The organism is Kitasatospora sp. DSM 101779, assembly GCF_025655475.1.
Taxonomy (GTDB): Bacteria; Actinomycetota; Actinomycetes; order Streptomycetales; family Streptomycetaceae; genus Kitasatospora.
Map to the genome: position 1 here is coordinate 5,001,370 of NZ_JAHTIK010000001.1, position 24,122 is coordinate 5,025,491.

Annotated in this window: 23 protein-coding genes and 1 pseudogene; 13 read left to right on the forward strand and 11 right to left on the reverse strand. The window is 72.1% G+C overall.

Annotated elements, in window-relative coordinates; translation table 11 throughout:
* The coding region (locus KSNIM_RS22860; protein ID WP_263105031.1) for a D-alanyl-D-alanine carboxypeptidase family protein at positions 1 to 1,117 on the reverse strand (1,117 nt) is incomplete at its 3' end.
* Positions 1,118 to 1,245: 128 nt separating this feature from the next.
* Between KSNIM_RS22860 and KSNIM_RS22865 the strand changes: the two genes are divergently transcribed.
* From KSNIM_RS22865 to KSNIM_RS22875, 3 genes and pseudogenes are all read left to right on the forward strand, one after another.
* A complete protein-coding gene (locus KSNIM_RS22865; RefSeq protein ID WP_263105032.1) occupies positions 1,246 to 1,500 on the forward strand; it encodes an SCO4848 family membrane protein in 255 nt (84 codons plus the stop codon).
* 272 nt (positions 1,501 to 1,772) lie between these two features.
* A pseudogene (locus tag KSNIM_RS22870) lies at positions 1,773 to 1,901 on the forward strand (IS5/IS1182 family transposase); the annotation flags it as partial.
* 128 nt (positions 1,902 to 2,029) lie between these two features.
* Entirely contained in the window at positions 2,030 to 3,607 is a 1,578-nt protein-coding gene (locus KSNIM_RS22875) for a hypothetical protein (protein WP_263105033.1), read from the forward strand.
* Positions 3,608 to 3,678: 71 nt separating this feature from the next.
* On the opposite strand, the gene KSNIM_RS22880 is transcribed toward KSNIM_RS22875, so the two are convergent.
* The 4 genes from KSNIM_RS22880 to sdhC are packed head-to-tail and all read right to left on the reverse strand — an operon-like array spanning position 3,679 to position 7,100.
* The gene (locus KSNIM_RS22880; RefSeq protein WP_263105034.1) at positions 3,679 to 4,452 is read right to left on the reverse strand and encodes a succinate dehydrogenase iron-sulfur subunit; all 774 of its coding nucleotides are present in this window, start codon (positions 4,450 to 4,452) and stop codon (positions 3,679 to 3,681) included.
* Positions 4,452 to 6,194, reverse strand: a complete 1,743-nt coding sequence (gene sdhA / locus KSNIM_RS22885; RefSeq protein ID WP_263105035.1) for a succinate dehydrogenase flavoprotein subunit — start codon at positions 6,192 to 6,194, stop codon at positions 4,452 to 4,454. The genes KSNIM_RS22880 and sdhA overlap by 1 nt, the downstream gene beginning before the upstream one ends.
* A gap of 27 nt (positions 6,195 to 6,221) precedes the next feature.
* Positions 6,222 to 6,713 (reverse strand): succinate dehydrogenase hydrophobic membrane anchor subunit, encoded by a 492-nt coding sequence (locus KSNIM_RS22890; protein ID WP_030263217.1) that lies wholly within the window; start codon positions 6,711 to 6,713, stop codon positions 6,222 to 6,224.
* 6 nt (positions 6,714 to 6,719) lie between these two features.
* The gene (gene sdhC, locus KSNIM_RS22895) at positions 6,720 to 7,100 is read right to left on the reverse strand and encodes a succinate dehydrogenase, cytochrome b556 subunit (protein ID WP_095874536.1); all 381 of its coding nucleotides are present in this window, start codon (positions 7,098 to 7,100) and stop codon (positions 6,720 to 6,722) included.
* 251 nt (positions 7,101 to 7,351) lie between these two features.
* Between sdhC and KSNIM_RS22900 the strand changes: the two genes are divergently transcribed.
* A complete protein-coding gene (locus KSNIM_RS22900) occupies positions 7,352 to 8,104 on the forward strand; it encodes a hypothetical protein (protein ID WP_263105036.1) in 753 nt (250 codons plus the stop codon).
* 62 nt (positions 8,105 to 8,166) lie between these two features.
* Here KSNIM_RS22900 and KSNIM_RS22905 read toward each other — a convergent pair whose 3' ends face one another.
* Both KSNIM_RS22905 and KSNIM_RS22910 read right to left on the reverse strand, forming a co-directional pair.
* Positions 8,167 to 8,715, reverse strand: coding sequence for a 2-oxo-4-hydroxy-4-carboxy-5-ureidoimidazoline decarboxylase (locus tag KSNIM_RS22905; RefSeq protein ID WP_411543882.1), 549 nt, complete (start codon positions 8,713 to 8,715; stop codon positions 8,167 to 8,169).
* Positions 8,716 to 8,978: 263 nt separating this feature from the next.
* Positions 8,979 to 9,722, reverse strand: a complete 744-nt coding sequence (locus KSNIM_RS22910; RefSeq protein ID WP_263105037.1) for an SDR family oxidoreductase — start codon at positions 9,720 to 9,722, stop codon at positions 8,979 to 8,981.
* 185 nt (positions 9,723 to 9,907) lie between these two features.
* On the opposite strand from KSNIM_RS22910, the gene KSNIM_RS22915 reads away from it, so the two are divergent.
* The 8 genes from KSNIM_RS22915 to KSNIM_RS22950 all read left to right on the forward strand — a co-directional run bounded on the left by KSNIM_RS22915 (position 9,908) and on the right by KSNIM_RS22950 (position 20,358).
* On the forward strand, positions 9,908 to 11,497 hold the full coding sequence (locus KSNIM_RS22915; protein WP_263105038.1) for a methylmalonyl-CoA mutase: 1,590 nt from the start codon (positions 9,908 to 9,910) through the stop codon (positions 11,495 to 11,497).
* 288 nt (positions 11,498 to 11,785) lie between these two features.
* Positions 11,786 to 12,976, forward strand: a complete 1,191-nt coding sequence (locus KSNIM_RS22920; protein ID WP_263108065.1) for an amidohydrolase — start codon at positions 11,786 to 11,788, stop codon at positions 12,974 to 12,976.
* A 266-nt stretch (positions 12,977 to 13,242) separates the two neighbouring features.
* Positions 13,243 to 14,307, forward strand: coding sequence for a BMP family protein (locus KSNIM_RS22925; protein WP_263105039.1), 1,065 nt, complete (start codon positions 13,243 to 13,245; stop codon positions 14,305 to 14,307).
* A gap of 336 nt (positions 14,308 to 14,643) precedes the next feature.
* The gene (locus KSNIM_RS22930) at positions 14,644 to 16,158 is read left to right on the forward strand and encodes an ABC transporter ATP-binding protein (protein ID WP_411543883.1); all 1,515 of its coding nucleotides are present in this window, start codon (positions 14,644 to 14,646) and stop codon (positions 16,156 to 16,158) included.
* Between the two features lie 3 nt (positions 16,159 to 16,161).
* A complete protein-coding gene (locus KSNIM_RS22935; protein ID WP_263105040.1) occupies positions 16,162 to 17,316 on the forward strand; it encodes an ABC transporter permease in 1,155 nt (384 codons plus the stop codon).
* Positions 17,313 to 18,578: an ABC transporter permease gene (locus KSNIM_RS22940; protein WP_263105041.1), complete on the forward strand. Its 1,266-nt coding sequence runs from the start codon at positions 17,313 to 17,315 to the stop codon at positions 18,576 to 18,578. The genes KSNIM_RS22935 and KSNIM_RS22940 overlap by 4 nt, the downstream gene beginning before the upstream one ends.
* Positions 18,575 to 18,970 carry a cytidine deaminase gene (locus KSNIM_RS22945; protein ID WP_263105042.1) on the forward strand — a complete coding sequence of 132 codons (396 nt, stop codon included), beginning with the start codon at positions 18,575 to 18,577 and terminating at the stop codon, positions 18,968 to 18,970. The genes KSNIM_RS22940 and KSNIM_RS22945 overlap by 4 nt, the downstream gene beginning before the upstream one ends.
* Positions 18,971 to 19,080: 110 nt before the next feature.
* Positions 19,081 to 20,358: a thymidine phosphorylase gene (locus KSNIM_RS22950; RefSeq protein WP_263105043.1), complete on the forward strand. Its 1,278-nt coding sequence runs from the start codon at positions 19,081 to 19,083 to the stop codon at positions 20,356 to 20,358.
* A gap of 36 nt (positions 20,359 to 20,394) precedes the next feature.
* Here KSNIM_RS22950 and KSNIM_RS22955 read toward each other — a convergent pair whose 3' ends face one another.
* Together KSNIM_RS22955 and KSNIM_RS22960 are read right to left on the reverse strand one after the other, a co-directional pair.
* Positions 20,395 to 20,949 carry a Uma2 family endonuclease gene (locus KSNIM_RS22955; protein ID WP_263105044.1) on the reverse strand — a complete coding sequence of 185 codons (555 nt, stop codon included), beginning with the start codon at positions 20,947 to 20,949 and terminating at the stop codon, positions 20,395 to 20,397.
* Between the two features lie 18 nt (positions 20,950 to 20,967).
* Positions 20,968 to 22,278: an MFS transporter gene (locus KSNIM_RS22960; RefSeq protein WP_263105045.1), complete on the reverse strand. Its 1,311-nt coding sequence runs from the start codon at positions 22,276 to 22,278 to the stop codon at positions 20,968 to 20,970.
* 63 nt (positions 22,279 to 22,341) lie between these two features.
* Between KSNIM_RS22960 and KSNIM_RS22965 the strand changes: the two genes are divergently transcribed.
* Positions 22,342 to 23,298 (forward strand): LysR family transcriptional regulator, encoded by a 957-nt coding sequence (locus KSNIM_RS22965; RefSeq protein ID WP_263105046.1) that lies wholly within the window; start codon positions 22,342 to 22,344, stop codon positions 23,296 to 23,298.
* 41 nt (positions 23,299 to 23,339) lie between these two features.
* On the opposite strand, the gene KSNIM_RS22970 is transcribed toward KSNIM_RS22965, so the two are convergent.
* Together KSNIM_RS22970 and KSNIM_RS22975 are read right to left on the reverse strand one after the other, a co-directional pair.
* Entirely contained in the window at positions 23,340 to 23,741 is a 402-nt protein-coding gene (locus tag KSNIM_RS22970) for an SRPBCC domain-containing protein (RefSeq protein WP_263105047.1), read from the reverse strand.
* Entirely contained in the window at positions 23,738 to 24,049 is a 312-nt protein-coding gene (locus KSNIM_RS22975) for an ArsR/SmtB family transcription factor (protein ID WP_263105048.1), read from the reverse strand. Before KSNIM_RS22975 ends, KSNIM_RS22970 begins: the two co-directional genes overlap by 4 nt.
* Between the last annotated feature and the right edge of the window lie 73 nt (positions 24,050 to 24,122).

Below are 24,122 nucleotides of genomic sequence, written 5' to 3' on the forward strand. Positions count from 1 at the left end.
GCTCCGGCTGCCGCCCGTCGGCCGGCGCGGCCACCGGCGGCGCGGCCGGCAGCGACCGCGGGGGGCTCGGCGCGGCGGAGGGAACGACGTCCGGCACCGGGTTGGGCCTCGGCTCCGCCGTCGGGGCCGCCTGCACGGCCGAGGTGTCCTCGGCCAGCTCGCCCACCGGGCTCACCCGGTCGGCCGCGGCGAAACCCCAGTCGAGCAGGGCAGCCGCCTCGTCGTACACCTTCTGGTAGGTCGCCGTGTGCATCACGGTGACCAGCAGCAGCCGGCCGTCCCGCTCGGCCGCCCCGGTGAAGGTCGACCCGGCGTTGGTGGTGTAGCCGTTCTTCACCCCGATCAGCCCGGGGTACTTGCCGAGCAGCCGGTCGGTGTTGGCGATCCCGAAGCTGCCGCGCTGCCCGGTCGCCCGGTCCACCGCACCGGGGAACTGCGCGTCCCGGGTCGAGCAGTACGCCCGGAAGTCCGGGTTGCGCAGCCCCGCCCGGGCGAACAGCGTCAGGTCGTACGCCGAGGAGACCTGCCCGTCCTGGTCGTAGCCGTCGGGGGTGACCACATGGGTGTCGTGCGCCTGCAGCGCGTCCGCCCGGGCCTGCATCTGGGCGACCGTCCGGTCGATGCCGCCGTTCATGTGGGCGAGCACGTGCACGGCGTCGTTGCCCGAGCTCAGGAAGACCCCGCGCCACAGGTCCTCCACCTTGTAGTCGAGGTCCTCCTTGATCCCGACCAGGCTGCTGCCCGACCCCAGCCCGGTCAGCTCCTCCGGGGCGACCCGGTGCACCGCCTCGCGGTCCAGCTTCGGCAGCACGGTGTCGGCGAACAGCATCTTCAGCGTGGACGCCGGAGGCAGCTCGGCGTGCGCGTTGTACGAGGCCAGCACCTCTCCGGAGGTGCCGTCCGCGACCAGCCAGGACCGCCCGGTGAGGTTGCCGGGCAGCGCGGGAGCGTCCGACCGCGGAGCCACCTGGACCCCGGGCCGGGCCAGCCGCTCACCACCGACCACCTCCGCGGCGGCCTGCGGCCGGGCGGCCGCCGGAGCGGCCGGAACGAGGACGAACAGGCCGGCGGCGGCTGCGGCGGCACATCGGTGCGCGAAGTGACGGTCGATCAGCATTGCCGGAACGTACCCGCGCGGCCCCGCGCCGCCGCCCCGCCGTCGCGGACTCCCCCCGAACGGATGCGCCCGGCCGGGCTGCGCATACTGGACGGGCAACACCGCCTCCGCCCCGAGAAGGACCCCCGATGAAGCTCAGCCGCCGCACCTCCTGGTTCCTCACCGCCTTCGGCGTGTGGTCCCTGATCATCTGGACGACCTTCGTCAAGAACCTCTGGAAGGACTCCGGCGGCCAGGCCTTCGTGAACGGCGACCACGCGCAGCCGACCGCCTTCTTCTGGGTCCACCTCCTGCTGGCCGTGACCTCGCTCGTGCTCGGCATCGCGGTCGGCGCCGTCGGCGTACGGGGCGTCCGCAGCCTGCGCGCCCGCACCGCCGACTGAGAAGCTTTGGGTAATCGATCAACTCCATGGTGTGGTCCGCTGGCGGTGATCTTTGCGGCAGGGCTGGCCCCGACGAGCGCCATCATGTGCGTCTGTTCGCGCAAGCCTTCCGTCGTTGACGGATGCTCAGTGGTTGGTGATCGAGCCGCTGCTGCCGGAACGGGATCCGCGTCGGGACGGGCGGCCGTGCTGGACTCGCAGTCCGTTCGCGGCCACCGGGGCGGCCGGGCGACCGGCTACGACGCGGGTAAGCGGGTGCGGGCCCCACGCGCGCCGAAGCGATGACCAAGGTCGCCGTGATCCGGCGCATGGCCGCCCGCCTCGCCGGCGAGGAGATCGAACCACGCGGCCCCGTCGAGACCGAAGCAGCTCGCCGCCTCGCCGGCGACCTCAAGAACGAGCAATCATCCGACTGCCCAGCACCTTCTGAGGCCGAAACCCGTTGCCCGGCAGGGAATTGGACTGGAATGATCTCCGCCGTGTGCGCACCGTGCGTACACACGTGCGTCTTCTTGGGGTGGGTCACACAGTGTTCCGTACGGTCTCTCCGCGTCTGCTGGCCTCGGCCGCCGGCGTCGCCCTCGCCACCGGCCTCCTGGCCGCGCCGGCGGCCTCCGCCGCCACCGACGGCAGGGCCACCGACCCCGCCGTCGTGCCGAGCCCCGGCTTCTTCGGCACCGGTGTCCGCACCGACGCCTGCGACGCCACCACCGCACCCGGCTGGATCGCCACCACCGCGCCGGCCCTCACCGCCCGTACCGCCGCCGACCGGGCACGCTTCAAGGTCTGGGACGAGACGGGCACCAAGGTCTTCGACGCCGAGGGCACCGCCACCGACGGCACCGCCACCGCACGGCCCGCCGGCCTCACCGAGGGCCACACCTACACCTGGCGTGCCAAGGGCGCAGGCGGCGGCGCCCCCACCGCCGAGTGCCACTTCCGGATCGACGCCACCGCCCCCTCCCTCACCGTCGACTCCGCCGACTTCCCGAGCTCCGACAGCGGCCGGACCCCGCAGAAGTACGCCGGCCAGACCGGCACCTTCACCGTTGCCGGCAGTGACGCCGCCTCCGGCGTCGCCTGCTACCGGTACGTACTGAACGGCACCCCGAGCGTCGGCAACGACTGCACCGGTGCCGTGCGGCCCGCCGCGGACGGCAGCGCCACCTTCACCCTGAAGCCGAAGGACTGGGGCACCAACATCCTCACGGTCCAGGCCTTCGACGAGGCCGGCAACGCCTCTCAGCCGGTCACCTACACCTTCTACGCACCGTCGAACCCCAACCCGCCGCAGAGCGTCCCCGGCGACGTGAACGCCGACGGAGTGCCGGACATCCTGCTGCCCGACGCCGACGGCAACCTGCAGGTCCTCGGCGCCGACACCCCGAACACGGACCCCGCCTCCACCACCGCGGCGACCTACGGCCCCGGCGGCACCTGGGCCGGCACCACCACCGCGCACCGTGGCTGGGACTCCAGCCACGCGCCCGCCGACGACCTGTTCGTCCACGTCCCCGGCGGCGCCGCGCTGTACCTCTACCGCAACCTCGACCAGGGCGCCTTCCAGCGCACCCCCGTCCTGCTCGCCCGGCCCACCGCCTGCGCCGCGGCCGGCTGCGCCGCCGACTGGTCCGCCACCGACCAGCTGGTTGCCCTCGGCGCCCTCGGCACCGGCCAGCAGAGCTCGCTGGTGACCGTCGAGAACGGCGACCTCTGGCTGTTCCAGGCCGCCACCGTCGGGACCCGCTACTCCACCGTCAAGCGACTCTCCACCACCGGCGTCTGGGCCGGGTACGACGTGATCGCGCCCGGCAGGGCGGCCGACGGCAGCCTCGCCCTGTGGTCCCGCGAGCGGGCCACCGGCATCCTGCGCAGCCACCCGGTCACCAAGCAGGCCGACGGCGGCTGGGACTTCTCCGCGCTCACCGACCCGGCGTCCGGCACCGTCCTCGCCGGCACCCTCCCGGCGGTCGACTACCCACAGCTCGGCAGCTCCGGCGACGGCAACGGCGACGGCCGGCCCGACCTGTACGCCGTCACCGCCGCCCGCCACCTGCTGACCTTCGACGGCACCACCGCCCCGAAGGACCTCGGCACCCTGCGCTGACCCGGTACGGCAGAACGCCCGAGGGCCCGACCGGACGTACCGGTCGGGCCCTCGGGCGTTGCTGCGTGATCTCAGAAGCGGCGGGTGACCAGCGCCCGCTTCACCTCGGCGATCGCCTTGGTGACCTCGATGCCGCGCGGGCAGGCCTCCGAGCAGTTGAAGGTGGTGCGGCAGCGCCACACGCCCTCGCGGTCGTTCAGGATCTCCAGCCGCTGCTCCGCACCCTCGTCGCGCGAGTCGAAGATGAAGCGGTGCGCGTTGACGATCGCGGCCGGGCCGAAGTACTGGCCGTCGTTCCAGAACACCGGGCAGGACGACGTGCACGCGGCGCACAGGATGCACTTGGTGGTGTCGTCGAACCGCTCGCGGTCCTCCTGGGACTGCAGGCGCTCGCGCGTCGGGTCGTTCCCCTTGGTGATGAGGAACGGCATGACGTCCTTGTACGCCTGGAAGAACGGGTCCATGTCGACGATCAGGTCCTTCAGGACCGCGAGGCCCTTGATGGGCTCGACCGTGATCGGCTTCTCCGGGTTGACGTCCTTGATCAGCGTCTTGCACGCCAGCCGGTTGCGGCCGTTGATCCGCATGGCGTCCGAGCCGCAGATGCCGTGGGCGCACGAGCGACGGTACGTCAGGGTGCCGTCCTGCTCCCACTTGACCTTGTTGAGGGCGTCCAGGACGCGCTCCTTCGGGTCCATCAGCAGCTGGTAGTCCACCCACACCGGGTCCGGGTGCTCCTCCGGGTTGAACCGGCGGATCCGCAGGGTGACGTTGATCAGCGCGGTCGCGCCCGCCTCGGCCGCGTCCAGAGCGGCCGAGTGCTTCTCCAGGGTCGGAGTGCTCATCAGTACTTACGCTCCATCGGCTGGTAGCGGGTCTGCACGACCGGCTTGTAGTCGAGGCGGACGGAGGTGCTGCCGTCGGCGGCCTCCTCGCGGTACGCCATGGTGTGCTGCATGAACTTCACGTCGTCGCGGGTCGGGAAGTCCTCGCGGTAGTGACCGCCGCGGGACTCCTCGCGGGCCAGCGCCGAGACGACCGTGACCTCGGCCAGGTCGAGCAGGTTGCCCAGCTCGATGGCCTCCAGCAGATCGGTGTTGAAGCGCTCGCCCTTGTCCTGGATGGCGACGTTCTTGTAGCGCTCGCGCAGGGCGGCGATGTCGGCGACGGCCTGCTTGAGGGTGTCGCCGGTGCGGTACACGGACGCGTTGGCGTCCATGCTCTCCTGCATCTCCTTGCGGAGCTGCGCCACCGACTCGGTGCCGGTCGACTCGCGGAGCGTGTCGACCAGACCCTGCACCAGCGCGGCCGGGTTCTCCGGGAGCGGCACGAAGTCGTTGTTGGCGGCGAACTCGGCGGCGGCGAGGCCCGCGCGGCGGCCGAACACGTTGATGTCCAGCAGCGAGTTGGTGCCCAGGCGGTTGGCGCCGTGCACGGAGACGCAGGCGACCTCGCCGGCGGCGTACAGGCCGGGGACGACGTCGGTGTTGTTCTTCAGCACCTCGCCCTCGACGTTGGTCGGGATGCCGCCCATGCCGTAGTGCGCGGTGGGCTGGATCGGGATCGGGTCCGTGTAGGGCTCGATGCCGAGGTAGGTGCGCGCGAACTCGGTGATGTCCGGCAGCTTGGCGTCCAGCTGCTCCGGCGGAAGGTGCGTCAGGTCCAGGTAGACGTGGTCGCCGTCCGGACCGCAGCCGCGGCCCTCGCGGATCTCGCTGTAGATCGCGCGGGAGCAGACGTCACGGGAGGCGAGGTCCTTCATGACGGGCGCGTAGCGCTCCATGAAGCGCTCGCCGTCCTTGTTGCGGAGGATGCCGCCCTCGCCGCGGGCGCCCTCGGTGAGCAGGATGCCCATGCGCCAGATGCCCGTCGGGTGGAACTGGAAGAACTCCATGTCCTCCAGCGGCAGGCCCCGGCGGTACGCCACGGCCTGGCCGTCACCGGTCAGGGTGTGCGCGTTCGAGGTGACCTTGAACATCTTGCCGGTGCCGCCGGAGGCGAAGACGACCGCCTTGGCCTGGAAGACGTGGATCTCGCCGGTGGCCAGCTCGTAGGCGACGACGCCGGCGGTACGGCCCTCGTTGATCAGCAGGTCGAGGACGTAGAACTCGTTGAAGAACTCGACGCCGTGCTTGACGCAGTTCTGGAACAGCGTCTGGAGGATCATGTGGCCGGTACGGTCGGCCGCGTAGCACGAGCGGCGGACCGGGGCCTCGCCGTGGTTGCGGGAGTGGCCGCCGAAGCGGCGCTGGTCGATCCGGCCCTGCTCGGTGCGGGAGAAGGGGAGACCCATCTTCTCCAGGTCGATGACCGCGTCGATGGCCTCCTTGCACATGATCTCGGCGGCGTCCTGGTCGACCAGGTAGTCACCGCCCTTGACCGTGTCGAAGGTGTGCCACTCCCAGTTGTCCTCCTCGACGTTGGCGAGGGCGGCGCACATGCCGCCCTGGGCCGCGCCGGTGTGGGACCGGGTGGGGTAGAGCTTGGTCAGCACCGCGGTGCGGCTGCGCTGCGTCGACTCGATGGCCGCACGCATGCCCGCGCCGCCGGCGCCGACGATGACCGTGTCGTACTGGTGAATCTGCATGGGGGTAAGCGCCTCTGGCTCTGCCGATTAGATGTTCGGGTCGAAGGTGAAGATCACCAGGGTGCCGAGCAGCACGGTGAACACCGCGGCGGCGCCCATGAGGGTCTTCAGCCAGAGCCGAGTGGAGTCCTTCTCGGCGTAGTCGTTGATGACGGTCCGCATGCCGTTGGCGCCGTGGAGCATGGCGAGCCACAGCATCAGCAGGTCCCAGCCCTGCCAGAACGGCGAGGCCCAGCGGCCGGCGACGAACGCGAAGCCGATCTTCGAGACGCCGCCGTCCAGCACCAGCATGATCAGCAGGTGGCCGAGGATCAGGAAGACCAGCACCACGCCGGAGAGGCGCATGAACAGCCACGCCAGCATCTCGAAGTTGGTGCGGGTGCGGCGCGGCGTCCTCTTGGTGCGCGCGCGGGCCGGCTCGACGACGAACGCGTCGGCGGGGTTCCCGGTGCCGAGGCCCTGGCCGGTGTGGGCCTGGGCGGCAGGGACGACCAGAGTGTCCGAGTTCTCGATGGCCATCGCGGATCAGCCCCCGAACCAGGTGCGAAGAGTGTGCTGCAGAATCGGGTAGAAGGCTCCCGCCATCAGGACGACCCAGACGCCGACGACGGACCAGAGCAGCTGCTTCTGGTACTTGGCGCCCTTCGACCAGAAGTCGACCGCCACGACCCGCAGGCCGTTCAGCGCGTGGAACAGGATGGCGGCCGTGAGGCCGTACTCCATCAGGTTCACGATGGGGTTCTTGTACGTCTCGATGACGGTGTCGTAGTCCTGCGGGGACACACGGACCAGTGCAGTGTCGAGGACGTGCGCGAAAAGGAAGAAGAAGATGAGGACGCCGGTGACTCGGTGAGCCACCCAGCTCCACATGCCTTCCCGGCCGCGGTACAGCGTTCCAGCCGGCACGGAAAACCCTCCGGAAGCGATTGGGGGCTCGGCCGGCTTCGGTGTCGGTCAGCCCGGCCGGGTACGGTCCTCCGGCCGCGAGCATCCTATCGACGCGTTGTCGGGAAACGCCTCCGGGGGGCACAGGTGTGATCAATCAGGCACTCACGGCCTAACGGTTCCGGGAACCGTGACAGGCTGTGCCCGGACGGTCGCGCTGCGGTGCGCGGCACGTCCCGCCGCTGCCTGCCCGCGCCCACCGAAGGACCGCCGTGCGCCACCGTCCGACCGCCCTGCTGTGCTGCACCGTGCTGCTCGCGGCGGCGGGCTGCACCACCGTCTCCGCCTCCGCGGACCGGGTGCCGCGGTCGGCCGGGCGCACCCTGGACGCCGCCGCGCTGCGGGCGGCCGCCGTCACCGCGGCGGACCTGGGCGACGGGTGGACGGTCACCGTCGCGGCTCCGGAGCGGGGGAGCGCCGCGCCACCTGCGGCGCGCCTGCTGGCGGACGTGCCGGCGTGCCAGCCGGTGCTGGACGCGCTCGCCCCGGCCGGTGCGCGCTCCGGCCCGCTCGCGCAGACCGACCTGAGCGCCTCCCGGGCCGGCCGCCCCCGGGAGACCGTCAACGCGGGGCTGCTCGCCTTCGGGCCGGGTGGCGCGGAGCGCGTCCGCAGCGCACTGGACCAGCTGCTCTCCCGCTGCACGGTGTTCCGCTCGACCCCGCCGGCCGGGCCGGCCCGCGGTGTCGGCGTCGGCGGCAAGGGTGCCGCGGCGAAACCGGTGTCGGTGCTGCACCGGTTGCAGCGGTCCGACGCGGCCGTCCCGGAGGGCGTGGACGCGATGACCGCATTCACCCTTACGGATGAATCGGGCGGCTCCGCGCGCAGCCGGCGGGCCGTGGTCGCCCGGGTCGGAACGGCGCTCGCGCTCTTCTCCACGCTCGGGACGGCCGGCGACCCGGCGCCGGCCCCGGACGAGCGGCTCGTCCGGGCCCAGGCGGTACGGCTGCGGGCAGCACAGCACTGAGCCCCGCCCCGGTCGGACCGGGACGGGGCATCGGGAGGGCGGCCCGGCGGGCCGCGGCAGGATCAGTGGGCGCCGGCCTCCGCGGAGTGCCGGGCCACCAGGTGCGCGAGGCGCATCAGCGCTATCCGGCGCAGCTCGTCGGAGGCGACCAGCCGCTCCTCGTCCGGGTCGTTGGCGAGCCGGGTGCGGATGGAGGTGAGCACGGTGTCGAGCATCTCCTCCGGTTCCACGCCCTCCAGGCAGACCACGAAGACGTGGCCGAACCGCGCCTCGTACGCGGCGTGCGCCGCCCGGAGCGCGGTGTGCGCGGCCTGGCTGCCGGGGGCCCGCATGCCGAGCAGCGGTTGCGGCATCCAGCTCTCGTCGGCCAGTGCCTCCGCGAGGTCGGCGGGGCGCAGGTCGTAGGAGGCCTCGCTGGCTGCGGCGAGCAGGGACTCTATGTCGGGGTAGGGCCGGTGGGCGGTGAGCCTCAGGGCCCAGCGGTGGCTGCCGCAGCAGGCGAGCAGGGCCTCCTCGGCGGCGCCGGCATCGGCCTCGTTGAAGCGGTGCAGCCCGAGCAGGGACGGATCCGTCGAAGCGTCGAAGCGCTGCGGCGGGATGTCGCTGGCCAGCGGGTCCTCCTCGTGAGGGCGGGAAGGGGGATTGCTCCAGAGACGAAAGGTAGGTGCTGCGGAGAGGCGCGGCGTACCGGGCAGGAGTCGAATACTGCGAAGAAGGAAGACCGCGGAACGCGGAGAAGCGCACCCGCGCCGTGTCTTCACGGTAGTTGAGGGCTCATCAGTTGGGGAGGGAGCGGGCAGAATTCACCCGAACGAGCTATCAAGTTGTGACGTTGACGGTTGCTCGACATCTCCCTCCCCTCCTGGGGACGGGCTCAGAGCTCCCGGTGCACCTTGTGGTTGGCCGCCTGCGCACGCGGGCGGACCACCAGCAGGTCGATGTTGACGTGCGGCGGGCGGGTGACCGCCCAGGAGACCGTGTCCGCGACGTCCTCCGAGGTCAGCGGCTCGGCGACGCCCGCGTACACCGCGGCGGCCTTGTCCTCGTCGCCGCGGAACCGGGTCACCGCGAAGCCCTCGGACTTCACCATGCCGGGCGCGATCTCGATCACCCGGATCGGCTCGCCGCACAGCTCCAGCCGGAGCGTGGCCGCGATGGTGTGCGCCGCGTGCTTGGCCGCCACGTAGCCGCCGCCGCCCTCGTAGGCCGCCATCGCGGCGGTGGAGGACATCACCAGCACCGTGCCGTCGCCGGTGGCCCGCAGCGCCGGCAGCAGCGCCTGGGTCACGTTGAGCACGCCGATCACGTTGACCTCGTACATCGCCCGCCAGTCGGCCGGGTCGCCGCTCTCGACGCTCTCCGCGCCGATCGCGCCGCCGGCGTTGTTGACCAGGACGTCGACCCGGCCGATCTCGGCGGCGAAGGCGTCCACGGCCGCCCGGTCGGTGACGTCCAGGGTGCGGGCGCGGCCGCCGATCTCCTTGGCCAGGGCCTCGATCCGGTCGGTGCGGCGGGCGGTCAGCACCACGTCGAAGCCGTCCGCGGCCAGCCGCCGCGCCGTCGCGGCGCCGATGCCGCTGCTGGCGCCGGTGACGACGGCCACCTTCTGCTCGGTCATTGCCCCTCCCGGGGAGAAGTTCCGGTCTGCGGAACCGATCATCCCAGCCGCCTCCGGACCGCCGCCGGGCGGTGCCCCCCTGCGCCTCCGCCCGCGGCGAGCCGCCGCCGGTTAGATTGCAGAGTCAGGCCAGAGTCCGTCCGCCCGGGCCGCCGCGTCCGGGCCCCGTGCCACGGAGGACCGCCATGCCGCCCGAGCCCCGCAGGTCCGAGTCCGGTCTGCCGATCGAGCCGGTGTACGGCCCTGAGAGCCTCGCGGGGCGGGACCTGGAGGCCAGGGTCGGCAGGCCCGGCGAGTACCCCTTCACCCGGGGCGTCTACCCGACGATGTACACCGGACGGCCGTGGACGATGCGCCAGTACGCGGGCTTCGGCACCGCGGCCGAGTCCAACGCCCGCTACCGGCGCCTGATCGCCGACGGCACGACGGGCCTGTCCGTCGCGTTCGACCTGCCCACCCAGATGGGCTACGACTCGGACGCCCCGCTCGCGGCCGGCGAGGTCGGCAAGGTGGGCGTGGCGGTGGACAGTGTCGAGGACATGGCCGTGCTGTTCGACGGCATCCCGCTGGGCGAGGTCTCCACCTCGATGACCATCAACGCCCCGGCGGCCGTGCTGCTGCTGCTCTACCAGCTGGTCGGCGAGGCCCAGGGCGTGCCGGCGGCGCGGCTGACCGGCACCGTCCAGAACGACGTGCTCAAGGAGTACATCGCCCGCGGCACGTACATCTTCCCGCCGCGGCCCTCGCTGCGGCTGGTCTCCGACCTGTTCCGGTACTGCCGGACCGAGATCCCGCGGTGGAACACCATCTCGATCTCCGGCTACCACATGGCCGAGGCCGGCGCCGACCCCGCGCAGGAGATCGCCTTCACGCTCGCCGACGGCATCGAGTACGTGCGCACGGCCGTCGCGGCCGGCATGGCGGTGGACGACTTCGCCCCGCGGCTCTCCTTCTTCTTCGTCGCCCGGACCACCCTGCTGGAGGAGGTCGCCAAGTTCCGTGCGGCCCGCCGGATCTGGGCCCGGGTCATGCGCGAGGAGTTCGGCGCGAAGGACCCGCGGTCGCAGATGCTGCGCTTCCACACCCAGACCGCCGGGGTGCAGCTCACCGCCCAGCAGCCCGAGGTCAACCTCGTCCGGGTCGCCGTCCAGGCGCTGGCCGCGGTGCTCGGCGGGACGCAGTCGCTGCACACCAACAGCTTCGATGAGGCGATCGCGCTGCCCACCGAGAAGGCCGCCCGGCTGGCGCTGCGCACCCAGCAGGTGCTGGCGTACGAGACCGACGTCACCGCCACCGTCGACCCCTTCGCCGGCTCCTGGGCCGTCGAGCGGATGACCGACGACCTGGAGGAGGCGGTGCTGGCGCTGATGGCCCGGGTGGAGGAGCTCGGGGGCGCGGCCGCCGCGATCGAGCAGGGCCACCAGAAGGCGGAGATCGAGCGGACGGCCTACCGCCTCCAGCAGGAGCAGGAGGCCGGCACCCGGACCGTGGTCGGCGTGAACCGGTTCCGGCTGGACGCCGAGGAGCCCTACGAGCCGCTCCGGGTGGATCCGGCGATCGAGGAGCAGCAGGCGCGGCGGCTGGCCCGGCTGCGGGCCGAGCGGGACGGCCCGGCGGTCGCCCGCGGCCTGGACGGTCTGCGGAGGGCCGCGGAGGGCCGGGACAACGTGCTGTACCCGATGAAGGAGGCGCTGGCCGCCCGGGCGACGGTGGGCGAGGTGTGCGACGCGCTGCGCGCCGTGTGGGGCACCCACACGCCGGTCGAACGCTTCTGACGCGCCGTCGGCGCCGGTCGGCCGCGTCCCTGCGGCGCAGTCGGCGGCCGGTCCCCTGCTCGGCGTGTCCCCGCGGCGGCGGGGTCGTTGCACAGGACGATGATCACCCGGGAAGGCGGCTGAATCGGAATGTCATACCCATCTGTGCGGCCGGTATGCACCGAAAGGGGCACGACTTCGCGGGAAGCCGGGCCAAATCCCCCCGCCCGGCCTACTCTTGTTGAGGTGAACGATCCTCAGCCCGCCGATCGGGCCGCCCTCGCCACCGCCGTCCGCGCCGGACGGGACCTGCGTGCCCGGGTACGGGCGCACGAGGCCGAGCTGATCGCCTTCCGCCGCGATCTCCACCGGCACCCGGAGCTGGGCCGGCAGGAGTTCCGCACCACCCGCCTGCTGCGCGAGCGGCTCGTCGCGGCCGGCCTGGAGCCGCGGCTGCTGCCGGGCGGCACGGGGATGACGGTGGACATCGTGCCGCCGGGCACGACCGAGGGCACTCCGCTGCTGGCCTTCCGGGCGGACATCGACGCGCTGCCGATCGACGACGCCAAGACCGACGTGCCGTACCGCTCGACCCTGCCGGGCCGGGCGCACGCCTGCGGGCACGACGTGCACACCGCGGTGGTGCTGGGCACCGCCCTGGTGCTGGCCGAGGCGGCCCGCACCGGTGGGCTGCGGCAGCCGGTGCGGCTGGTCTTCCAGCCCGCCGAGGAGGTCATGCCGGGCGGCGCGCTGGACGTGATCAAGGCCGGCGGGATGGACGGCGTCGGCCGGATCTTCGCGGTGCACTGCGACCCCAAGGTGGAGGTCGGCCGGATCGGGCTGAAGGTCGGGGCGATCACCTCGGCCTGCGACCGGCTGCTGCTGTCGCTGGACGGTCCCGGCGGCCACACCGCCCGGCCGCACCTGACCACCGACCTGGTGACCGCGGTGGCGCGGATGGCGGCGGACCTGCCCGCCGCCCTGGGCCGCCGGATGGACCCGCGCTGGGGCGTCAGCCTGGTCTTCGGCCGGATCGCGGCCGGGTCCGCGCCCAACGCGATCCCGCAGCACGCGGAGCTGGAGGGCACCGTCCGCTGCCTGGAGCTCGCGGGCTGGCGGGAGGCCCCGGAGATCCTCGACGAGCTGATCGCCCGGATCGCCGAGACCCACCGGGCGAAGTGGACGCTCGACTACCACCGCGGGGTGCCGCCGGTGGTCAACGAGCACACCTCGATCGCGCAGCTGGAGCGGGCGATGACCGACTGCTTCGGCGACGGGGGCGCCCCGGTGGTGGAGGACACCGAGCAGAGCCTCGGCGGCGAGGACTTCTCCTGGTACCTGGAGCACGCGCCGGGCGCGCTGGCCCGCCTCGGCGTGCGGGCCCCGCACGAGAAGGGCGTCCGTGACCTGCACCAGGGCCGCTTCGACGTGGACGAGCGGTCGATCGGCATCGGCGTGGAGCTGTTCTGCGCACTCGCCCTGGAGCACGGGACGGTCTGAACGCGTACGACCCGGGCCGCGTCGGACAGGTGTCCGGCGCGGCTCCCTCCTGTCGTGGACGCATCGGCGTACTGTGGTGGTCGAATATCACTCGGTAGTGACATCGCGTTGAACAAAGGTGGCGGTCTGTCCGGATTCGTCCTGGCAGATGACCACATTTTGATAACAACCCGAATGCCTCCGCAGGCCGTAATACAACTGTGTTCTACGCGCGTTACGGTGGCGCTCGACCACGCCAAACGGGTGTGTGAGAAGGAGATACTCCCTTGCGCCGTTCACTGAAGCTCGCCGCGGTAGTGCTCTCGGGTTCCCTGGGCATCGCCTCGCTCGCCGCTTGCGGCGCAAAGAGCACCGACAACAACACCTCGTCCGGTTCCTCCTCCGGCGCCTCCAGCGTCAAGGTCGGCATGGCCTACGACATCGGCGGCCGCGGCGACCAGTCGTTCAACGACTCCGCCGCCCGTGGTCTCGACCAGGCCAAGGACCAGCTCGGCGTCCAGGTCACCGAGGCCGAGGCCAAGACCGGTGAGGCCGAGGCCGACAAGGAGGCCCGCCTCAAGTCGCTGGTCAGCGCCGGCTACAACCCGGTCATCGCCGTCGGCTTCGTGTACCAGGCCGCCGTCGAGAAGGTCGCCAAGGAGAACCCGAACGTCAAGTTCGCGATCATCGACTCGGCCTCCGACACCCAGCCGAGCAACGTCACCTCGCTGACCTTCTCGGAGCAGGAGGGCTCGTACCTCGCCGGCGTCGCCGCCGCCTCCAAGAGCAAGGCCAAGCACATCGGCTTCATCGGCGGCGTGCAGTCCGAGCTGATCAAGAAGTTCGAGGCCGGTTACAAGGCGGGCGCCAAGTCCGTCGACCCGAACATCGTGATCGAGACCACCTACCTCACCACCCCGCCGGACTTCAGCGGCTTCAACGACCCCGGCAAGGGCAAGGAAGCGGCTCAGGGCCAGCTGGACAAGGGCGCGGACGTCATCTACTCCGCCGCCGGCTCCTCCGGCAACGGCTCGATCGAGGCCGTCGCGTCCAAGGGCAAGTGGGCCATCGGCGTCGACTCCGACCAGGCCAACCAGCCGGCGCTGTCGAAGTACAAGGCCAACATCCTGACCTCCATGGTCAAGAACGTGAACGTGGCCGTCTTCGACTACATCAAGGCGTACAAGGACGGCAACCCGCTGACCGGCGTCAAGAACTTCGACCTGAAGGCCGAGGGTGTCTCGCTGGCCCAGACCGGCGGCTTCCTGAAGGACATCCAGCCGAAGCTCGACGCCGCCACCCAGGCGATCACCTCCGGCGCCACCAAGATCCCCACCACCCCGGAGAACTGATCCGACGCTCCTGACCACCGCCACCTGCCGGCGGTGCCACCGGGGCCGACGACCATCACCGGAGGGCCCGGCGGGGCGCGCAGGACGCGTCCCCGCCGGGCCCCGCCCGTTCCACCCACAGACAGAACACCAGGCACTCCGGCGCAACGGTGCGCACGACGACTTCAGGAGATCGCCATCACCGCTTCCGATCCCGCTCTCGACCAGGGCGGCACCCCCAGCGCGGGGACGGCGACACCGGCCGTCGAACTGCGCGGCATCACCAAGCGCTTCCCCGGCGTCGTGGCCAACCACGACATCGACATCACCGTGCGACGCGGCACCGTGCACGCCCTGATGGGCGAGAACGGCGCAGGCAAGTCCACCCTGATGAAGATCCTCTACGGCATGCAGAAGCCGGACGAGGGGACCATCGCCATCAACGGCAAGCAGGTCCAGCTCAACACCCCGGCCGACGCCATCGACCTCGGCATCGGCATGGTCCACCAGCACTTCATGCTCGCGGACAACCTGACCGTGTGGGAGAACATCGTCCTCGGCGGCGAGAAGCTCCACGGCATGGGGAGCAAGGCCAAGGCGAAGATCCAGGAGATCTCCGACCAGTACGGCCTGGGCGTGCGCCCGGACGCCCTGGTCGAGGACCTGGGCGTCGCCGACCGGCAGCGCGTGGAGATCCTCAAGGTCCTCTACCGCGGCGCGAACATCCTGATCCTCGACGAGCCGACCGCCGTCCTCGTCCCGCAGGAGGTGGACGCGCTCTTCGACAACCTCCGCGAGCTCAAGGCGGAGGGCGTCACCGTCATCTTCATCTCCCACAAGCTGCACGAGGTGCTCGCCGTCGCCGACGCGATCAGCGTCATCCGCCGCGGCACCACCGTGGGCGACGCCGACCCCAAGACCGTCACCGCCCGGCAGCTCGCCGAGATGATGGTCGGCGCCGAGCTCCCCTCGCCGGCGAGCCGCGAGTCGACCGTCATGCCGGACGAGACGCTCCGCGTCGACGGCCTGCGGATCGCCAAGACCGACGCCGAGGGCATCGAGCGCGTCGTCCTCGACGACATCTCGCTGCGCATCCGCCGCGGCGAGGTGCTGGGCATCGCCGGCGTCGAGGGCAACGGCCAGGCCGAGCTCGTCGAGGCCATCATGGGCATGCTGCCGCTCGACGCGGGCACCGTGACCCTGGACGGCAAGGACGTCACCAACGAGCTCACCCGGGCCCGCCGCGAGGCCGGCATCGGCTACATCCCCGAGGACCGTCACCGCCACGGCCTGCTGCTGGAAGCCCCGCTCTGGGAGAACCGCATCCTGGGCCACGTGTCCGAGTCGCCCAACTCCCGGGGCATCCTGCTCGACCCGGCGGGTGCCCGGAAGGACACCCAGCGGATCGTCGAGGAGTACGACGTCCGCACCCCGGGCATCGAGGTCACCGCGGCCTCCCTCTCCGGCGGCAACCAGCAGAAGCTGATCATCGGCCGCGAGATGAGCCACGACCCGAAGCTGCTGGTCGCGGCCCACCCGACCCGCGGCGTGGACGTCGGCGCGCAGGCCCAGATCTGGGAGCAGATCCGCAAGGCCCAGCGCGAAGGCCTCGCCGTGCTGCTGATCTCCGCCGACCTCGACGAGCTGATCGGCCTCTCCGACACGATCCGGGTGATCTACCGCGGTCGCCTGGTCGCCGATGCCGACCCGGCCACCGTCACCGCCGAGGACCTCGGCACCGCGATGACCGGCGCCGCCCGCGGCCACATCGAGTCCGAGCCCGACGCCGTCGCCGAGCAGAAGGCGACCGCCGCCGAGGGCACCGAGGCCGCGTCCGACCGTTCCGCCGACGACACGCAGGCGGGGGAGTAATCCATGACCAGTCCCAACCCGCCCGCCAAGCGCTCGTTCGCCTCGCGGTTCGACGGCGAGAAGATCCTCCTCGCCCTGGCCGCCCCTGTGCTGGCCGTCCTGCTCTCGGTGGCGATCTGCTCCGTCCTGCTCGCCGTCTCCGGCAAGGACCCGTTCGACGCCTTCGACGTGATGATCCGGTACGGCACCGCGTCCGACGGCCAGGTGCTGACCCTCAACCGGGCCACCGTCTACTACATCGCCGGTTGCGCCGCGGCGTTCGGCTTCCGGATGAACCTGTTCAACATCGGCGTCGAGGGCCAGTACCGCCTCGGCGTGCTGTTCGCCGCCTACATCGGCAGCCAGGTCGACCTGCCGTCGTTCATCCAGATCCCGCTGCTGCTCGTCACCGCCATGCTGGTCGGTGGCCTGTGGGCCAGCATCGCCGGCGTGCTCAAGGTCTACCGCGGCGTCAGCGAGGTCATCTCGACCATCATGCTGAACGCGATCGCCACCGCCGTCGTCGGCCTGCTGCTCATCCCCGGCCGCTTCGCGCCGGCGAAGAGCGCCAACGCCAACGCGATCCAGACCGCCCCGGTCTCCGAGTCGAGCCACTTCTTCTCGATCGAGACCGCCGGCGGCACCCTGTGGGGATTCATCTTCGTCGCGATCCTGATCGGTGTGCTGTTCCAGTTCACGCTGACCCGCACCCGCTTCGGCTTCGACCTGCGCGCCACCGGCCGCTCGGAGACCGCCGCCAAGGCGTCCGGTGTCAACGTCAAGCGCATGGTGCTGACCAGCATGGCGGTCTCCGGCGCCATCGCCGGTCTCATCGGCATCCCGGAGCTGCTGCAGAGCTCGTTCTACTTCGGCCAGAGCATCCAGCTGAACCTCGGCTTCATCGGCATCTCGGTGGCGCTGCTCGGACGCAACAGCCCGATCGGCATCGCCTTCTCGGCCCTGCTCTTCGCCTTCCTCGACGTCTCGGGTACGCAGCTCCCGCTGCACGGTGACTACCCGCAGGAGATCGTCCTCGTCATGCAGGGCACCATCGTCATCTGCGTCGTCGTCGCCTACGAGCTGGTGCGCCGCTACGGCCTCAAGCGCCAGCAGCAGAAGGTGGGCGCCGAGCTCGCCGCCCAGGCCGCCGCGGCCGCCAACAAGGAGGTTGCCGCGTGAGCACCGCCACCACCGCCCGGCCGAAGACGCCGGGAGCCCCGACCAAGAAGCCGAAGATCACCTGGCCGGTCGTCCTCCTGCTGATCGCGGGCGCGCTCGTCCTGGTCTCCGCGGTCGGCGCGGCCACCGACAACCACGGCCTGACCGCCTCCGGCCAGATCAACGCCGCCCTCGGCGCCGCCGTCCCGATCGCGATGGCCGGTCTCGGCGGTCTGTGGTCGGAGCGGGCCGGCGTGGTCAACATCGGCCTCGAAGGCATGATGGTCGCCGGCACCTTCTGCGGCGCCTGGGTCGGCTTCCTGGTCAACCCCTGGGTCGGCCTGCTCGCCGGTATGGCCGGCGGCGCCCTCGGCGGCCTGCTGCACGCGCTGGTCACCGTCACCTTCGGCGTCGACCACATCGTCTCCGGCGTCGGCATCAACCTGCTGATCCCGGGCATCTGCGCCTACGTGAACCGGATCTACTACCGGGACTACGTGGCGAACGGCGCCGGCGCCAACCAGTCGCCGCCCGCCGACTCGCTGCCCACCATCACCATCCCCGGGCTGTCGGACTGGCTGCAGGACATCGAGAAGCACCACTGGTTCCTGGTCTCCGACGTGGCCGGCATCGTCGGCGGCGTGGTCACCGACCTGTCGGTGGTCATCGTGATCGCCGCGGCGCTGATCGTCGCCAGCTACTTCCTGCTCTGGCGCACCGTCTTCGGTCTGCGGCTGCGCTCCTGCGGCGAGAACCCGACCGCCGCCGAGACGCTGGGCGTCAACGTCTACAAGTACAAGTACTTCGCGGTCGTCGCCTCGGGCGCGTTCGCCGGTCTCGCCGGCGCGTACCTCTCGCTGGTCGCGGCGCACTTCTACAAGGACGGCCAGACCCAGGGCCGGGGCTTCATCGGCCTCGCCGCGATGATCTTCGGCAACTGGATGCCGGGCGGTCTCGCCGTCGGCTCGGGCCTGTTCGGCTTCACCGACAGCCTCCAGCTGCGCGACGCGGACAACGTCCACGTCCTGCTGCTGGTCATCGCGCTCGCCATGGGCCTGCTCGCGATGTGGCACGGCTACCGCCGCAAGTACACCACCGCGGTCATCAGCCTGGTGGTCGCCGGCGGCCTCGGCCTCTGGTACGCGCTGACCGACTCGGTGGAGCGCCCGCTGATCGTCGCCACGCCGTACGTGATCACGCTCGTCGTGCTCGCGCTCGCCTCGCAGCGCCTGCGTCCGCCGAAGGCCGACGGCCAGATCTACCGCAAGGGCGAAGGCAAGTGACGACCGCACCGGCACCCGACTGGGAGGCGCTGCGGGAGGCCGCGCGCGGCGCCATGGCGCACGCCTACGCCCCCTACAGCAAGTTCCCGGTCGGGGCGGCGGCCCTGGTCGACGACGGACGGATCGTCACCGGCTGCAACGTGGAGAACGCCTCGTACGGACTCGGCCTGTGCGCCGAGTGCGGCCTGGTCTCCGCGCTGCACGCCGGCGGTGGCGGCCGGCTGACCGCCTTCACCTGCGTGGACGGGTCCGGCACCCTGCTGATGCCGTGCGGCCGCTGCCGGCAGCTGCTGTACGAGCACGGCGGGCCGGAGCTGCTGGTGGACCTGCCGTCCGGGGTGAAGACCATGGACGAGGTCCTGCCCGACGCCTTCGGGCCGGAGCGGCTCTAGCACCTCCCGTTGTTACGCGCGTAGAGTGTCGCGGAGGGCCCCGATCCGGGTCCGCCGCGGCACTCTTCGCATTCCCGCACCTGAGCACCCCTGCACCTCTTGGAGACCCCATGGACGCCCCCTCCGTCATCAGGACCAAGCGCGACCGCGGAGAGCTGACCGACGGCCAGATCGACTGGGTCATCGACGCGTACACCCGCGGCGAGGTCGCCGACGAGCAGATGTCGGCCCTGGCCATGGCCATCCTGCTGAACGGCATGAACCTCCGCGAGATCAGCCGCTGGACGGACGCGATGATCCGCTCCGGCGTCCGGATGGACTTCTCCTCGCTCGGCGTGCCCACCTCCGACAAGCACTCCACCGGTGGCGTCGGCGACAAGATCACCCTGCCGCTCGCCCCGCTGGTCGCCGCCTGCGGCGCCGCCGTCCCGCAGCTCTCCGGCCGCGGCCTCGGCCACACCGGCGGCACCCTCGACAAGCTGGAGTCGATCCCCGGCTGGCGCGCCCTGCTCTCCAACGAGGAGATGCTCCAGGTGCTGAACGACACCGGCGCCGTCATCTGCGCCGCCGGCGACGGCCTCGCCCCCGCCGACAAGAAGCTCTACGCGCTCCGAGACGTCACCGGCACCGTCGAGGCGATCCCGCTGATCGCCTCCTCGATCATGTCGAAGAAGATCGCCGAGGGCACCGGGGCGCTCGTCCTCGACGTCAAGGTCGGCTCCGGCGCCTTCATGAAGAACCTCGCCGACGCCCAGGAACTCGCCCGCACCATGGTCGGCCTCGGCAAGGCGGCCGGCGTCAACACCGTCGCCCTGCTCACCGACATGTCCACCCCGCTCGGCCTGACCGCCGGCAACGCGCTGGAGGTCCGCGAGTCGGTCGAGGTGCTGGCCGGCGGCGGCCCCGCCGACGTCGTCGAGCTCACCCTGGCGCTGGCCCGCGAGATGCTCGACGCGGCCGGCGTGCACGGCAAGGACCCGGCCGACGCGCTGCGGGACGGCTCCGCCATGGACCACTGGCGCCGCATGATCGCCGCCCAGGGCGGCGACGTCGACGCGCCGCTGCCGGTCGCCCGCGAGCAGCACGTGATCCCCGCCCCCGCCTCCGGCGTGCTGACCGCCCTCGACGCCTACGCCGTCGGCGTCTGCGCCTGGCGCCTGGGCGCCGGCCGCGCCCGCAAGGAGGACCCGGTGCAGGCCGGCGCCGGCGTCGAGATGCACGCCAAGCCCGGCGACACCGTCGTGGCCGGCCAGCCGCTGCTGACCCTGCACACCGACACCCCCGAGCGCTTCGACTACGCGATCGAGGCCCTCAAGGACGGCATCACGGTCGCCCCCCAGGGCACCGCCTTCACCCCGAACCCGATCGTCCTCGACCGCATCGCCTGACCGCCGCCCCTGGGGCTGCCGGCGTCCGCCTGCCCGTCAGGCGTACGTCAGCAGCCCCGAGGTGTCGACCCGCCAGGGTCCGACGGGGACGGTGTCGCCGACGACGAAGTGCGTCCGTGAGGCGTACCCGGGCTCGTCGTGCACGATGCCGGTGCCCTTGCGGGGGTCGACGAGCAGGTGGAGCGGGATGCCCATGGCCGCGTAGTCGCGGACCTTGCCCTCGTAGTCGTTCTCCGGGTTGGACTTCGAGACGACCCCGACGACGAGCAGCACCTCGTGGGGGAGGAGCGAGGGCTGTTCCCTCTCCAGTGCCTCCTCGGTGAACGTCATGAGGTCCGGGCAGCGCAGCCGACCGAGCCCGACGTCCTCCAGATCGGCGCCGGGGTGGGCGACATAACCCGGATGTGTCGAGGGGAGCCGGGCGTTGAGCCGACGGGTGATCCTCAGCACGGCGAGTTCGTGCCGATTCACCGGGGGGAGCGTCAGCCGGATGGTCCCTTCGGCGATTTCGACCCTCCCGACGCCCGGCAGCGGGGGAAGTCCGTCGAGGATCTCCCGCAGCCGGGCGTAGCCCGCTGATGCACCGGTCACGCGTCGGGGGGTAGCGCGCTACCGGGCGGTGGCGAGGGTGCGGCGTTCGACGACCGCGCGGCGGGTGGCGTAGAGGGTGATGCCGGCCGCCAGGGTCATCGCGGACAGGCCCACGGCGGCGGCGCCGGACCAGCCGGTGGCGTGGTAGGCGTCGGCGCCGATCGTGCCGCCGAGGCTGTTCCCGAGGTAGTAGGCGATCAGGTAGAGCGCCGAGGCCTGGGCGCAGCCCTCGGTGGCGGTGCGGCCGACCGCCGAGGAGGCGGTGGCGTGGCCGGCGAAGAACCCGGCCGTGATCAGCACGAGCCCGGCCAGGGCGGCCACCAGCGAGCCGGAGAGCGACAGCAGCAGGCCCGCCGTGGTGAGGCCGATCGCCGTGTAGAGGGTGCCGCGGCGGCCCAGCCGGCCGACCAGCTTCCCGGCGGAGGCCGAGGAGACCGTGCCGACCAGGTAGACCACGAAGATCGAGGCGGCCACCGACTGCGGCAGGTCGAACGGCGCGGCGACCAGCCGGTACCCGACGGTGTTGTAGACGGCGCCGAACACCGCCATGAAGAGCAGCCCCAGGGCGTACAGCCGCAGCAGCAGCGGGTTGCGCAGGTGCCCGCCGACGGTGCGGGCGAGCGCGCGGGCGTCCACCCGGGCCGGGGTGAAGTTGCGGGCCGGCGGGATCAGCGTGCGGAAGGCGACCACCGAGAGCAGCGCCAGCAGGGCCGAGACCGCGAGGCCCCAGCGCCAGCCCCAGGCGGCCGCGGCCCAGCCGGAGACCAGCCGTCCGCTCATGCCGCCGATCGAGTTGCCCGCCACGTACAGGCCCATCGCCGAGGCCAGCGCACTCGGGTGGACCTCCTCCCCGAGGTAGGCCATCGCCGTGGCGGGCAGACCGGCGAGCGCCGCGCCCTGGAGGACCCGCAGCACCACCAGGGTGGTGAGGTCCGGGGCGAAGGGCAGCGCCAGGGCCAGCACGGCGGCGGAGGCGATCGAGGCGGTCATGACCGCCGTGCGGCCGAACCGGTCGGAGAGCGCGCTGGCGGGCAGCAGCGCGAGGGCGAGGCCCAGGGTGGCCGCGGACGCCGTCCAGCTGGCCTGACCGGGGGTCAGGTCGAGGTCGGCGGAGAGGATCGGCAGCAGGCCCTGCGTGGAGTACAGCAGGACGAAGGTGGCCACACCCGCGGCGAACAGGGCCAGGTTGGCGCGCCGGAAGGCGCGGTCCCCGGGCCGGAGGCGGCGGTCGGCGGCTGCCCCGGGGGCGGCATCGGCGGTGGAAGGGGACGACGGCGTGAGGGCACCCGGCAGCGTGGCTGCGGATGCCCCGGTACTGGCGGGCGACATGGCTCGAACGTAGGCCCAGCGCGGCTGATGCGTCCAATACATGAATCGTGCAGAATCCATGCCATGACGCATGACAGCAGCTCACCGCCGCTGCGCCTGGCCGAGCTGGATCCGGAGTCGGCCGTGGTCCGCCTCACACCCCAGCTGGCACAGTTCGCCGCGGTCGCGCGGCTGGAGCACGTCACCCAGGCCGCGCAGCTGCTCGGGATGCCGCAGCCGACGCTCTCCCGGTCGGTGGCCCGGCTGGAGGCAGAGCTCGGCGTGGACCTGCTGGCCCGTCAGGGGCGGACGGTGCGGCTGACCCGGGCCGGCCGGCTGCTGCTCGCCTCGGTGGAGCGGGCCCTCGCCGAACTGGAACGCGGTGCCGAGGCGGCCCAGGCCGAGGCCGACCCCGCGGCGGGCCGGGTGGCGTTCGGCTTCCTGCACACCATGGGGACGGAGGCGGTGCCCGCCCTGCTGCGGGACTTCCGCGCCTCGCACCCCCGGGTCCGCTTCCAGCTGGTGCAGGACTATGTGGCGGCGATGCTGGAACGGCTGCGGGCCGGCGAACTCGACCTGTGCCTGGTCTCGCCGCTGCCGGACGCACCCGACCTCACCGCCCGGTACCTGGACGAGCAGCGGCTGCCGCTGGCCGTCCCGGCCGACCACCGGCTGGCCGGGCGGCGCCGGATCCGGCTGGCGGAGGTCGCCGAGGAACCGTTCGTGGCGGTGGAGGAGGGCTACGGGCTGCGCCTGATCACCGACGGCTTCTGCGCGGAGGCCGGCTTCGCACCGCGGATCGCCTTCGAGGGCGAGGAGGCGGAGACGCTGCGCGGGCTGGTCGCGGCCGGGCTCGGCGTGGCGCTGCTGCCACCGGCGCTGGTGCCCCGCCCGGGCGTGGTGGAGCTGGAGGTGACCGCCCCGCGGACCCGGCGGGCGATCGGCCTGGCCTGGGTGACGGGCCGCCCGCTCACACCGCCGGCCGCGGCCTTCCGGGACTTCGTGCTGTCCCGCAGGGGCGCTCTGCTGGGCACGCACTGAGGGGGTGCCCCCTGCGCCCCTGAGGGGACTGACCCCGGACGTCAGGCCAGGACGGCGTCGAGGCGCTCCAGGACGCCCGGCCAGCCCTGGCCCATGCCGTCGAGGGCGGCGCGGCCCATCGGGGAGTCGAGGTCGAAGCCGGCGTGTTCGAGGAAGAGCCGGGTGCCGTGGCCCTCGGGGACGAGCCGCCAGGTGACGGTGGTGTCGAGGCTGCCCTCGGCGAAGGTGTAGCGCAGCAGCCGCTCCTCCTCGACGGCGGTGACCTCGCACGGCTGGCTGCCCCAGGGGCCCATGTCCAGGCTGAAGCGGTGTCCGAGCACCGGCCGTACGTCACCGGCCGCCCACCAACGGGCGTGCAGCTCGGGGTCGGTGAGGGCGCGCCAGACGGCGGCGGGCGGGTGCGGAAGGTAGCGGTCGCAGTGGATCGTGTCGGAGTCGGTCACGGTCTCTCCTCGTCGAGCAGGTCGCTGAGGGCGCGCAGTCGGTCGCGCCAGTAGTGTTCGAACGGATGCAGCCAGTCCCCGACCTCGGCGAGCGGTGCCGCGTCGAGGTGGTACCAGCGCTGCCGGCCGCGGGGCTCCTCGCGGACCAGCCCGGCCTGCCGCAGCAGCTGCAGGTGTTCGGAGACGGCCGGCCGGCTGAGGTCGAAGAGGCTCGCCAGGTCGTTGACCGGCCGGGGGCCCTCCAGCAGGGCCGCGAGAAGGGCGCGCCGCACGGGGTTGGCGAGCGCGCCGAAGACGTCCGTTGCCATGCCCGGACCATACGTCGGGATTTTCCGACACGTCAAGCGTCGGAATGTTCCGACATGGCGGACGCGCGGCGAT